The 12,897-nt window shown below is 38.2% G+C and carries 8 protein-coding genes and 1 tRNA gene; 2 read left to right on the top strand and 7 right to left on the bottom strand.

The features are described from left to right. Positions 1 to 207 precede the first annotated feature (207 nt). Positions 208 to 825, bottom strand: coding sequence for a MarC family protein (locus tag IQ282_RS06315; protein ID WP_194851008.1), 618 nt, complete (start codon positions 823 to 825; stop codon positions 208 to 210). A 494-nt stretch (positions 826 to 1,319) separates the two neighbouring features. Between IQ282_RS06315 and IQ282_RS06310 the strand changes: the two genes are divergently transcribed. Continuing rightward, positions 1,320 to 3,671, top strand: coding sequence for a transglycosylase domain-containing protein (locus IQ282_RS06310; protein WP_194851007.1), 2,352 nt, complete (start codon positions 1,320 to 1,322; stop codon positions 3,669 to 3,671). 128 nt (positions 3,672 to 3,799) lie between these two features. On the opposite strand, the gene IQ282_RS06305 is transcribed toward IQ282_RS06310, so the two are convergent. From IQ282_RS06305 to IQ282_RS06295, 3 genes are read right to left on the bottom strand one after another with little or no spacing between them, the layout of a single operon-like run. Then, positions 3,800 to 6,154 carry a DUF2309 domain-containing protein gene (locus IQ282_RS06305; protein ID WP_194851006.1) on the bottom strand — a complete coding sequence of 785 codons (2,355 nt, stop codon included), beginning with the start codon at positions 6,152 to 6,154 and terminating at the stop codon, positions 3,800 to 3,802. Next, on the bottom strand, positions 6,151 to 7,635 hold the full coding sequence (locus IQ282_RS06300; RefSeq protein WP_194851005.1) for a proton-conducting transporter transmembrane domain-containing protein: 1,485 nt from the start codon (positions 7,633 to 7,635) through the stop codon (positions 6,151 to 6,153). Before IQ282_RS06300 ends, IQ282_RS06305 begins: the two co-directional genes overlap by 4 nt. Before the next feature lie 54 nt (positions 7,636 to 7,689). Further along, a complete protein-coding gene (locus IQ282_RS06295) occupies positions 7,690 to 7,995 on the bottom strand; it encodes a hypothetical protein (RefSeq protein ID WP_194851004.1) in 306 nt (101 codons plus the stop codon). Between the two features lie 93 nt (positions 7,996 to 8,088). Here IQ282_RS06295 and IQ282_RS06290 point away from each other — a divergent pair, with 93 nt between their 5' ends. Beyond that, positions 8,089 to 9,021 carry a LysR family transcriptional regulator gene (locus tag IQ282_RS06290; RefSeq protein WP_194851003.1) on the top strand — a complete coding sequence of 311 codons (933 nt, stop codon included), beginning with the start codon at positions 8,089 to 8,091 and terminating at the stop codon, positions 9,019 to 9,021. A 788-nt stretch (positions 9,022 to 9,809) separates the two neighbouring features. Here the strand turns inward: IQ282_RS06290 and IQ282_RS06285 are convergent. The 3 genes from IQ282_RS06285 to ftsZ all read right to left on the bottom strand — a co-directional run bounded on the left by IQ282_RS06285 (position 9,810) and on the right by ftsZ (position 12,524). Next, positions 9,810 to 9,883: transfer RNA gene (locus IQ282_RS06285), tRNA-Arg, on the bottom strand. 28 nt (positions 9,884 to 9,911) lie between these two features. Next, complete coding sequence (locus IQ282_RS06280; RefSeq protein ID WP_194851002.1) at positions 9,912 to 10,358, bottom strand: GatB/YqeY domain-containing protein; 447 nt, start codon at positions 10,356 to 10,358, stop codon at positions 9,912 to 9,914. 141 nt (positions 10,359 to 10,499) lie between these two features. Further along, positions 10,500 to 12,524: a cell division protein FtsZ gene (ftsZ, locus tag IQ282_RS06275; protein ID WP_194851001.1), complete on the bottom strand. Its 2,025-nt coding sequence runs from the start codon at positions 12,522 to 12,524 to the stop codon at positions 10,500 to 10,502. Between the last annotated feature and the right edge of the window lie 373 nt (positions 12,525 to 12,897).

Here is a 12,897-nt window from a genome sequence, read left to right as displayed (position 1 = left end):
TAAACTTTTAAAGTCGAGAGTTCATGATAAACAAAATCTGGATATCTGTTGTTTTAAAATAGTCCACTCAAAAGATTTAAATCATGAAGATCTAAATAATATGTATTAATTATACAAACTAGATTCTTTTCGGTTTAGTTCTATAAAGTGAGCAATGCTATTCCTGTAACGAGATTAGATTTAATCTATAAAGAAAATCGGCGGAAGTTATCCTAGTGCGATAGTTAGTTTGATTCCATCAATAACCATAGTTGTTCCGATAATAGAAATGATCAAACCCATAATCTTACCGATAACCGTGATTACATTGTTCCCGATCTTTTCCACAATTAAGTTGCTGTATCTGAATGCTAGATAATTCATCCAACAGATCAATCCTGCAACCGCAACTACAATCGCAATATATAGGTAAGAGGCATCCGTAACATAATTCATAGTCGTTACGATTGTTCCAGGACCAGCGATTAACGGTATGGCAAGTGGGGAAATCGCAATATTCTCATCAACTGCAACTTCATCTAAATGTCTCATATTAGACTTTTTAGATTGCAACATGCGGAAACCTGCGTAGAAAATCAACAATCCACCAGTGATTTTAAATGCTGGTATGGTAATCCCGAAAAAGTCAAAAATAAATTTACCCAATAACGTGAAAAGTGCTATGATTATAAAAGCCGTCATCGTGGCTTTAGAATTAATCCTATGCTTTTCTATTTTTCCCGCGCCATCGGTTAATCCCAAGAACACGGGAACATTTGCGATAGGATTAGTAATCGCAAAAAGTCCGGTAAACACACTAAATCCAAAAGTCCAGTATTCCTCCATAGCTTTTTTCTTTATTTAAAAGCGGCGCAAAGATACTATTATGGCCAGACGAAATCGCGATTTAACTTTTGTTGTTGAAGTGTTATTTAGGGCTTATTTTTCGTTTTGAATAATAATCCTATTTACCAATAATTCAATCCTCTAAACCCGCTTCTAAATAGTACGATTCCTTTAAGTTTTAAAACATTTCACACTCTACTAAAAAATAAAACCTGTATAAAATACTGATCGAAAGAGGTTTACACAACATGCTTTCATTTTATATAAACTTTACACAGTGCGGCGTTATATTTACATAATTAAAGAAATTTATTGATATACTAGTTTATGTTGCTTTCGCGAAAGCGTAAATTCAGGCAATTCAAACCAGTATTTTAATATTACTAAGAAGATCAAAATAATTGCTTAAAAAATGCTGCCTAATTTAAGTGACAACCCTAAAGCATTTTGTTCAATTTTGATGATATAACCACCGATAGCCACAATTAACAAGTATGATCCCGTCAACCGACTCTCAAAAGAGAAACTCAAGATTTAAAGGATTTTTAAATTTCGTAAAACATCACCCGTTCAAATTTGCTGGGTATTTAGTTTTATGTGGGATCGCGTTTGTTGGTTTTTTATTCTTGGGCACTTATGCAGGACTGTTCGGTCATGTGCCTAGCGGTAAAGAGCTGGCCAAATTAGAAAACCCGGTTACCTCAACCGTGTATGGGAGTGACAAAAAGCCCATTGCTTATTTCTATCTACAAAACCGCAGTAACATCGATTCTACCCAATTAAATCCTTATTTGATAAAAGCATTAGTTGCTACTGAAGACGTCCGGTTTTATGAACATTCAGGCGTTGATTATAGAAGTTATGGTCGCGTTTTTGTCAAATCTATCCTTATGCAACAAGGTAAAGGTGGCGGCAGTACAATCACACAACAGATCGCCAAAAATGTTTTTGGAAGGAAAGACCTGTGGTTTTTGAGTACACCCATTAATAAGATGCGCGAAGTAATCATTGCAAAACGATTAGAAGCAGTATATTCAAAAGAAGAATTGCTACTACTTTATTTCAATACCGTTTCATTCGGTGAAAATCTTTACGGTATCGAAAAGGCTGCTCAGCGGTTTTTTAGCAAGACTCCTGAAAACCTAACTCTTACAGAAGCGGCAACTTTAGTAGGAGTTTTGAAGGCACCTTCTTATTATAATCCCAGAAATAATCCTGAGAATTCAACCAACCGGCGTAATGTCGTTTTACAACAAATGGTAAAAAATGAGGTCATCACTCAAGAAGAAGCAGATGCTGCAAAAACAGAACTTGTATTGAAATACAGTCCAGCAGAAAAAAACTCTACACTTACGGGATACTATAAAGAATATGTGCGTGAAGAATTTAATGAATGGGCAAAGGAAAATCCAGGGCCTGATGGTGAGGTTTATGATTTAGAATTAGATGGGCTTCAGATTTACACCACACTACAACCTAATATCCAGAAATATGCAGAACAAACTATGGAGCGCAATATGGTGCGTTTACAGAATTTGATGGACAAACACTGGACCAGTAAAACCACAGAAGGTGGTAAGGAAGCTTTCATTGAGAATTTAATGGCCATCCAACCCGTGATTAAAAACATGATGGAAGCTGGCAAGAGTGAAGCTCAAATACAGCAGTATCTAAATACCACGAAAAGCAGAAAATATTGGGAAATAGGTAAAGGCTTTGAACCCAGACAGCAATCTGTTGAAGACAGTATCATCAGTTCCATGGTTCGTTTGCATACTGGTATTCTAGCCATGAACTCTAGGAATGGTGCGATTTTAGGATATTTAGGTGGAATCGATTATGGGTTTTCCCAGATTGATAATATCAAGGGGAAAAACCAAGTAGGTTCCACCTTTAAACCTATAACGTATCTCACAGCATTAGATCAAGGAATCGATCCTTGTACCTATTATGACAACTCACTACGTACTTATAGCAAATATGAAGACTGGCAACCTAAAAACAGTAACGGATCTTATGGCGGTAGCTATAGTCTCCACGGTGCATTAGCAAATTCAGTCAACACGATATCTGCTGCATTGCAATTGCAGGTAGGAGTTTCTAATACTATAGATAAAGCGCGTAAAATGGGGATTACTTCAGATATTCCAGAAGTTCCATCTATTGTATTAGGAACCGCAAATATTAGTTTGATGGAGATGGTGACGGCATACGCTAGTATTTCCAACGGCGGCAATAAGGTTAATCCCTACATGATCCAGCAAATTACAGATACAGAGGGAACTATTTTGTATCAGGCAAAACCTAAGTATGATGGCGGTGTAGCATCAGCTAGCAGTGTTAAGAAACTACAGCAAATGATGGGAGAGGTTTTGACAGAAGGTACTGGCGCTGGATTCAGCAGATGGAATATTCCTTTTAATATCATTGGAAAAACGGGCACCACACAGAACAATGGTGATGGGTGGTTCATCGCAGCTTCGCCGCAAGTCGTGATCGGTTCTTGGGTAGGAGCGCGTGACAAACGGGTTCATTTTGAAAGTACCTATATGGGAAGTGGTGCTAATACTGCCATGCCTATGGTGGCTTCCATGTTCAAAAGCCTGAGCAGTTGGAACCGTCCTATGTTGACTAATTTTGAATACGATTTACCATACTTTCCCTGTCCGGCCTTTGATGAGCAAGGTGCATCTGACGCCACAAATTATTTCAAAAGCGATAGCACTTATTTAGAAACCATGAGGATTAAGGATTCCCTATTTAGAAATCCTCCGGTGGTTGTGGATAGCGTTATGGTGGATAGTTTATCCATCATTCCTCCCAGTGCTGTTCAAGAAGAACAGTAAGTTTCTGATATCAATTATAAAAGTTCCGCTTTCGCGAAAGCGGAACTTTCATCAACATCTCAACTAACGTCAAGTATTTATATTACAATTAGAACCATCAACAATCGTGACATTCTTAACGATCTAGATTAGCTATTAATCGTTTCCATAGTATCGCTCTTAGAAAGAGTGTTGATCCAGTTCAAACCCTTCTTATAGATTACGACTTCATTTTCTTGGGTAGGATCCATAACCAATAAGTAGATCCATTCATTATCTAAAAGCGATTTGAGGTTTTCATTTCTTACTAATATATCTTGAATACGATCTTTAGGTGCCTGAATCATAACGGAAAGCCTGAGCGGTTTATGGTACAATCGATCATCAGAACTGTTAACCGACTGCAGAGGCAAACCTATTTTTAAATCACCTCCATTTCCCTGTACCACGCCAAACCTTCCAGTAACATTGTGGGTGATTTTTGAACCTCCACCAAATTTCTCATTATCTACAGTTGCAAAATAGTAATGGTTGTTGATCCATTGTGTAACAACCATGGGACCCTGCATGATTCCTTCCAATGCCTTTCCTTCCGTATCAAGTTCCCAGTTATAGGATTGAAGAAAGCAATTTCCTTCTAAGTTAATTTGTTTAGTAAGTGAACGAGGACCTACTATAAATCCTGCGTTTTTAGCTAGTCCCCATTCTGGTCTCGTTTCGGCCCAATTATTTGTTTTTTTGTGTGCTGCAGGAACTCCGCTTGATCTAGTACCTAAACGTTCTTGGGTAGCCATTTCCTGTACCTTTTTCAAATTTTGTATAAGTGCATCAAGTTTAGTCGCATGAGAATCTGGAACCTCAGAATCAAAAATTACTATTTCATCTGTAGTGGTATTGTGTTCTGCTCCTATAAAAATAGTATCTGCCGGAATATCGAGTTGATATCTATTTCTTAAGGCATTTCTTACCTCAGGCAGATTTGCCAGCTTTGCCAGCATTCTTGCATTATGTCTACCTGGACTTGCAGCGCAAGCACCACAATCAAGACTAGAACCGAAAGGATTGTTTGCAGAATGACTACCATGCCCTACAAATAGAACTAAAGGAGAAAATTGTGTCCATCCCGTGAGATCAAAAGCAGATTTCACAATACCGATTTTTTCTTCTAATGGGATGCTGCTGTGATTGATATCGGTACTAGTCGAATTCATTTCTGGACTACAAACATTCTCATAATCTAATTGGTTTCTACGTTCAGGACTATAAGTTTTTGCAGGTAAAAGAGTGCGCGAGAGTAGTGAAAATCCATAAAAGACACCAGCTCCTTCCACATACCCAAATGCAGAAGGAAGCATGTTTTTCATACGAGTAAGAAAGTAATTGACAAAGGTTTTACGCTCATTTCGTTTTATGACCTTTTCAACTTCTCCCGTTTTTCCCTTTAAAACAGATTCAGAAACTTGGTATGCAGACCCTACTATAGGAGGACAGGATTTTCTAGATAATCCATCTTCAAAATTTGTATAATCCATTGCAATACCAAAGAATCCAGCATACCCAAAAGTTTCATAATTCCCAACTTTTTCAACATGTCTACGAATCAATTCAGATCTGGTATCAATACAAAATACAAGTTGCGCATCATACTTATCGACAGCGTTTTTTGATCCTGCATCAATTCCTTGTTGCTTTAACTTTGTCAGCATGGATGCTTGCCAGGTTTTCTCCCAGGCTTTCAAAAAGATGTGTTGTAAATTCCTGATGGGATTTTCTCCAGTTAGGGCTTGTTTTTCAGGAAGAATTTGCGCCTTGATAACGTCAGCAACCGTTAATCGTACCGCGAGATATTCTTCTAATGTTATGCGGTAAGCTTGTTGCCAGAGCGTGTTGTCCTTTTCTCTGAATTTTATGTATCCCGTCCAGCCTGGTAATGCGCCCAGATGATATTCAAAAATACGTTGTCTTTCCTCTGCAGAGTGTTTGCCCAAAACTTCCTGCAATGCGCTAGAACTCGTCTTAGGAATGGCACCTAATGATTTAAACCCTATTTCATTATCATAGATTGCCAGACTGCGCCACGATTTAAAAAATCCTTCTTCTTTATGAGGCATTTCCCATTCCGCTAGACCTTCGTCCATAAACGCAGAAAGCCATTTAACCATAATTCTATCCAGTTTATGGTTTTCATTAAATGCCTTGGTTGTTACTTCAGAATTAAGTTGATTGATATAAAATTCGATCGTTTCATTAAAGCCACCTTCAACCAGTAACTTATAAATTATATCTTGATCTATTTCTCCTTGTTCAAAAGCCTGTCTAAAAGCAGAGGCAGAAGGCAGTGTGGTTGCCCCTAATAATTGCTCCACTGATTTAATTGCCTCTGCAAAATGCATGTTTTCATACCCAACAAGCGGATTTGAGGTTACAAATGAGTACAAAGGCCAGGTTTTTCCAACTACATTACTGGCTTGTTCTATGCTGTTTAAAAAGCTTTGATTGATCATTTTTGTAAAGTTTTATATTTTAAAACAGTTTGTGCGTTAGGCTGTGAAATGTTCATGAGTTTTACATAAAGCCATGGCACTTTGCGATACACTCCTAGTTTCATTATAAAGAATCCAATTAAAAATATAATCCCGAATACTATTTGAATTATAGACAACGGCTGGGGTTGTTCAATCATAGGTAAGTCTGCCATCGCGATGGTAACTCCGTTATACAGAAGAGCGTACAATACAATTCCAGTAACGAATAACGCGATCGGGACGAACACTTTCTGAACTAAGGAAAAACTTTCCTGTTTTACAATATTATAGGTTGTTTGACCTACTGTTATGGCAACGATCAGGGTTAGAAAAATGCTGCTATCTGTCATATCTGTTTTTCCGGTGAGGATAGAGAATAAATACGCTCCCGCTATTCCGAAAACTAAAACTACCACAGCTTCTAGCGGTTTGATGCTAATTTTATGCGGCTTATGCGGCGTACCTTGAGCGATCTCTTCCCCAGAGGAAAGAAATAGATAAGCTTTATAAAATCCGTGTAGGATCAAGTGAGCGACCGCAGCATTAAAAAACCCTAGTCCACACTGCATAATCATGAATCCCATCTGTGCGATGGTGGAACAAGCCAGTTTTTGCTTAACGTTAACCTGTAAGAGTTTTGTAAACTGTGCAATAATTGCGGTAAGACCGCCTATAATAAAGAGTAAGGTCAACGTGTTTGAACTTACCATAACTGAAGCAAATAGTGCGAGTAAAATTCCCGCACCGTTGACAAATCCCGCGTGCATCAACGCAGATGCCGGTGTAGGCGACGTCATTGCAGATAGCAACCAGCGATGGAACGGATAAATAGCCGACTGAATAATGGCCGCCAGAATTATGAATAAGGCAGCTACTATTAAGGTGTAATCTGAAACCATACTCAAATTGTCCATAATTCCTAAAATGGTGTATTGCTGGGTGGTATAGGCTAAAAGGATTACGCCTATACCTAAACAAATCGTTCCCGTCAAAAAGAATTTCTGAGCAAAATTAGAAGCTTCTCTCGCCTCACCCCATTTAGAGTCCACACCTATAAGTTGAGCCATGAAGAACCCCATTGCCAACCAGCAGATTAAGAACGGTGCAATATGGCTGGACATTACAAACAGCATTACGGAAAGGGTGAAACCTAAACACAATGCAGTGAATTTTGCTTGGTAGGTAAAGCCGTTCAGGTAGCTTTTAGAGTAAGTACTGACGATGGCGCTAAAGAAAGTTACCGTAGTCCAGATAAGAAGGGTAAAACTGTTTATAGAAAATATATTTTGAATATTCCAGAATGGTTTCTCAATAAGATAATAGGTTAAAAGTGCAATGGAAGTAAAAAAGAACAACCATAATAGGGGAGCAGCGATTTTAGAGATGAATGGGATCTGATGTTCCTTGTGATTTACAATGCTACCTTGAGTATGATGGTTTGCCGTCTGGGTCAATGCCATTTTGTTTGTTTTGAAATTGTAGAATGAAAACTGAATTTAATTTATGAAACAGAATTAATCGATTGCTTTCAAGATGATCGTTCCGTCCATTGTGAGCTTTTTACCTTTAGCTTTCAAGTCTGCAATAAACTTTCTTGCGACTTCTTTTTCGTTTTCCAATTCCTTAATGCGTTTTTTTAGAGGCTCTTGATCAGTACTGTGATCTTTCTCCCACATCTGTATGTTTTCAATCTTGTGATAGTTGATCTTCTGATCGATCAGTGCATTGATAACTTCAGAGGCTTGTGATGGAGTAAACTCTCCTTTTACAAGTTGAATTTTTTGATCGGATTTGTTTTCTACTGCTTTAGAGTTTTCCATGGTTCGATTTTATGGGATTTATCGTGGCAAAGGTTACCCAATTAATCCATTAGTTATTATTTATATTTGCAATGCTATGCATAAATAGTTTTTATGAACTACACACTTCACCAGCTTAACATATTTCTGAGAATCTCAAATAATCAGAGTATTACACGAACAGCAGAAGAATTATTTCTTACTCAGCCTGCTGTATCGATCCAACTTAAAAATTTTCAAAACCAATTTTCAATTCCGTTGACAGAAGTAGTAGGTAGAAAATTGTACGTGACGGAATTTGGAATGGAAATAGCAGAGGCAGCGCAGAAAATTATCCACGAGGTTGATGCTATTAATTATAAGACTCTAGCCTTTAAGGGAGAATTGTCCGGAAAACTTAAAATATCTGTAGCGTCTACCGGTAAATATGTAATGCCCTATTTCTTATCTGAATTTATTAAGGAACATAAGGGAGTAGAATTAATAATGGATGTGACCAACAAGTCTAAAGTGGTGCGAAGTATGGAACGAAATGAGGTGGATTTCGCACTCGTTTCTGTTTTGCCTAGAAAACTAAATATTCATCACGTTGAACTTATGAAAAACCAGCTTTTTTTAGTTGGAAATAATGAGAGGAAATTTGAAGGAAAGACTATTAAAAAAGAGGATTTTGAGAACTTATCTTTTATCTATCGGGAAGATGGATCTGCCACACGCGACGCTATGGAAACATTTATTACAAAACACCATCACCCAGTACGTAAAAAGATAGAGCTCACCTCTAATGAAGCAGTTAAACAGGCAGTCGTTGCAGGTTTAGGATATTCTATCATGCCACTCATAGGAATCAAGAACGAGATTCAAAATAAAGATTTACAAATTATTACTACCAAAGGATTGCCTATGAGCACACAGTGGTGTCTGATATGGCTTAAGGCTAAAAAGCTTTCTCCAACTGCTGAGGCTTATTTAAAATTCTTAAATGATAAAAAGGAACTGATCATTCAAGAGAGTTTTGGCTGGATAAAAGAATATCAAAAATCTTAAAAGGTTGTCCAAAGTTAAAGATAATGCAAGAGCGAAAAGCTGGTTGTCTAACCTTGTATCTCTATAGTTTCTAACGGATCTTAAATCTATCCGACAATGAGAGTCAAATGTTGAAAAACAACGAGCGTCATGAATTTACACTGTTCTGTCTTGTAAATAGAATCTTTGGAAGTTCCATTATTTAAAATCTGTATAAGAAATGGAGATGCCTTTCTGTATTAGGGTAGAAATCCGCTTTGGAAATGAAAAATCTTGCTTAAAATTTCAAGCGTTTGCCAAGTAAAAGCGCAATTTCTGAAGGCTTCCTTTAGAAATCTGCTTTTAAAGTAATAACAGTGATTGCCTCACGGCTTATTCTAGAAAGCTCCGTTTTGAAAATGAAAAAATACTTTCAGCTTATACAAAAGAATCTTTCTCTAGAAATGAAAATAAAGATATTGCCTCACGGCCTTCCCTACAGAGCTCCGCTCTGGAAATGAAAAAATACTTGCAGTTAACGCTAAGGAAATCCGCTCTGAAAATGAAATCGAAGGGATTGCCTCACGGCTCTCCCTACAGAGCTACGCTCTGAAAATGAAAAAATACTTGCAGTTAACGCTAAAGAAATCCGTTCTGGAAATGAAAATAAAGGGATTGCCTCACGGTCTTTCCCTACAGAGCTCCGTTTTGGAAATCAAAACGAAGGGATTGCCTCACGGCTTTCCCTACAGAGCTACGCTCTGAAAATGAAAACACCTGAAAAATGCTTGAGCAAGCTCAGACATTTTTCAGGTGTTTTCATTTATTCGTGACCTCGAAGGGATTCAAACCCCCAACCCTCAGAGCCGAAATCTGATGCGCTATTCAGTTGCGCCACGAGGCCAATTAATCGTTTTTTATCAAGCGCAAACTTAAGACAATTTTGCCTTAACTATAGTACTAATTGTTCTACCATCTGCCTTTCCTGCGAGTTGGGTATTTGCCATTCCCATCACTTTACCCATATCTTTCATTCCGCTAGCTTCTGTTCTAACGATTATTTCTCCTATCACAGCAGCAATCTCTTCTTCACTTAATTGGACTGGCAGGAATTGTTCTAAAATCGCAGCTTGAGCCAGTTCTGGTTCCGCAAGATCTTCTCTGTTTTGTTCTGAATAGATTCGAGCGCTATCTTTACGTTGTTTTACTAGTTTCTGCACTAGTTTCACCTCTTCCTCTTCATTCATTCCATCACTATCTCCAGAAGTTCTTGCTAGTAACAATTCACTTTTAACTGCTCTTAATGCCGCTAGAGCCGTTTGATCTTTAGCTTTCATAGCATCTTTCAAGGCTGTCATCACTTCTTTTTCAAGACTCATAATTCTCTAGTTTTAATTACAAAAATAATGATTTGAATGCCAAAACCGCTTGTTCAATACTATAACTACACCTTAAAATAAGTTCATAAAAAACCCGAAACCATAATGATTTCGGGTCTACATATCAGTTAAAGTTCTTTTCTAGTCCACGTTATCGTGAAGAAAGGAGTTGTTTGATCTTAGATGAACATCGTTATTCTCATCTGTGGAAAGACTTGTTCTGGATCGTTCTCCCTCTGAAGGATTTTTATCCAGTTCAATACCATGACGCAAATAAGCCGGTTTTTTTTCAATCTCGTCCAGTCTATGACTGCTTTTGAATTTGAAATTATGAGCATGCATCTTTGTTTTACGTTCTTCCGCTCTCAATTTCAATACTTCATTTATAGGTAAATCTGTAGGATCTACATCTGCTGGAATCTCCTTTTTTAAATCTTCTTGTGGCGTTTCCATTGTTGTAATATGGACTTCTTCTACATAAGATTTTTTAGGGGATGAAGAAGCACTATTCAATTTTCGTTCAACTTCCATGTAATCATCAAGAGAATATTTCTTTACGCCCTCATTAGAAACCTCAGTCACTGGAATCACAGCTACTGGATCATTCACTTCAATATCATCTAATTGATAAGTGATTTTTTCTTGTGGCGCTTCGTGTTCCGCCTCTTTATTTTTACTTGCCGGCATTTCAAAGTCAAATAAAAACTGATCTTTTTCCTCTCTAGTTTCCGCCTTTTTCTGTGCTGGAGCTTCTGCTGATCGACTAACGACTAGTTTAGGCTCTTGATCAAGTACCTCTTCAAAAACGACACTTAGGTTTCTCAAAAACTCTGTAGTAGGAATTAGTGGGTTCTGATTCTTAGGCGTAATAATTTCTTCAGGATGCTCATCGCCTAAATCGTGTACGATGATCACTGGCTCTGATGGAGCTTGTGCTGGTGCAGGATTTTGTGGAGTTTCCGCTTTCGCGAAAGCGGACTCATTCTCAGACTCATTATCATCTAATGAATCGTTTAATATGTTCTGATTTTGAGCATCCTCTTGAGCAACATCATTGTCATCCATGATCAAAGTTCCCGCAACGACACGGTCCTTTTTATCATCTAAAACTTGAGTAGCACGTTGCTCCTCCTCTAGAGTGTGGATAATTCTAGTGCCCTCTGTATTTGAGATCTCATTTTGTTGCTCTGCATTAAATCCCGTCGCAATCACCGTTACAGCAATCGCATCACCTAGAGATTCATCCTCGCCAACTCCCATAATAATGTTTGCACCACCGCCGGCCTCATTCTGAATATGCTCGTTAATTTCTCCTATCTCGTCAATAGTAATTTCTTCAGACCCAGAAACGATAAGTAGCAATACGTTTTTAGCACCTGTGATTTTATTATCATTCAACAGCGGGCTATCGAGCGCCTTCAAAATTCCTTCTTGGGCACGGTTAGATCCCGTTGCCTGGGCACTTCCCATAATGGCAGTTCCAGAATTTGCAAGCACGGTTTTAGCATCGCGCAAGTCAATATTTTGCGTGTAGTGGTTGGTAATCACCTCTGCAATACCACGGGAAGCCGTAGCAAGAACCTCGTCTGCCTTGCTAAACCCAGCTTTAAATCCTAGATTTCCATAAACATCACGCAGTTTATTATTGTTGATAATAACTAGTGAATCCACATTACGGCGGAATTTTTCAATCCCTTTTTGGGCCTGTTCATTACGAACCTTACCCTCAAAATGGAAAGGAGTGGTTACGATCCCGACGGTTAAAATCTCCATGTCGCGAGCCACCTGTGCAATCACGGGTGCCGCTCCAGTTCCTGTACCACCACCCATTCCAGCGGTAATAAATACCATTTTAGTGCGAGGGTCGAGCATTGCTCTTAATTCCTCAATACTTTCTTGAGCTGCCCTCTCACCCACTTCTGGATTTGCTCCCGCTCCTAAACCTTCCGTCAGAGATACTCCCAACTGGATTTTATTAGGGACAGGACTATTTTCTAGGGCTTGTGCATCTGTATTACAGATAACAAAATCCACACCTTTAATTCCTTGCTGAAACATGTGTTTGATGGCATTACTGCCACCACCGCCTACACCTATAACCTTAATCACGTTAGACTGGTTTTTAGGGAGGTCAAATGAAATACTGTTGAAATCGTCGTTGCTCATATGCTGCTACTTTAACTACTTAATATATTATAGACGGTCGGGTAACACGTCGTTTTTTAAAATTTTATTTACTCCTTTATGTTTCTATACCTTCTTTCAATTCAAAATTCATCAGATCACAAATCTCAAATCTCAAATCTCAAATTCTAAAAAAATATAAATTCAAAATTCACTAGTTCAAACATCTACTTATCAGAACTTAATTGCTCATCTTTCAAATTCTGTCAAACCGTCGCAGGACGGTTCCTCTTGTCGATTACCGTAATTCGGTAAGAAAATCACTTTCTCTCTATTCTTGTTTCAAAAGTTATTCTCTGCTACACACCTGTTCTCGACTGCGCTCGAACTGATATTGAAACTACTTTCTTCTTTC

The organism is Nonlabens antarcticus, from assembly GCF_015356755.1.
Classification (GTDB): domain Bacteria; phylum Bacteroidota; class Bacteroidia; order Flavobacteriales; family Flavobacteriaceae; genus Nonlabens; species Nonlabens antarcticus.
The sequence above is the reverse complement of the archived record's forward strand: the minus strand, read 5'-3'. Positions and strand labels throughout refer to the sequence as shown.

Coding starts and splice junctions, on each gene's coding strand:
- IQ282_RS06290 (WP_194851003.1), top strand. CDS start 8,089: ATGAACTACACACTTCACCAGCTTAACATATTTCTGAGAATCTCAAAT.
- IQ282_RS06305 (WP_194851006.1), bottom strand. CDS start 6,154: ATGATCAATCAAAGCTTTTTAAACAGCATAGAACAAGCCAGTAATGTA.
- IQ282_RS06280 (WP_194851002.1), bottom strand. CDS start 10,358: ATGAGTCTTGAAAAAGAAGTGATGACAGCCTTGAAAGATGCTATGAAA.
- IQ282_RS06295 (WP_194851004.1), bottom strand. CDS start 7,995: ATGGAAAACTCTAAAGCAGTAGAAAACAAATCCGATCAAAAAATTCAA.
- IQ282_RS06315 (WP_194851008.1), bottom strand. CDS start 825: ATGGAGGAATACTGGACTTTTGGATTTAGTGTGTTTACCGGACTTTTT.
- IQ282_RS06300 (WP_194851005.1), bottom strand. CDS start 7,635: ATGGCATTGACCCAGACGGCAAACCATCATACTCAAGGTAGCATTGTA.
- ftsZ (WP_194851001.1), bottom strand. CDS start 12,524: ATGAGCAACGACGATTTCAACAGTATTTCATTTGACCTCCCTAAAAAC.
- IQ282_RS06310 (WP_194851007.1), top strand. CDS start 1,320: ATGATCCCGTCAACCGACTCTCAAAAGAGAAACTCAAGATTTAAAGGA.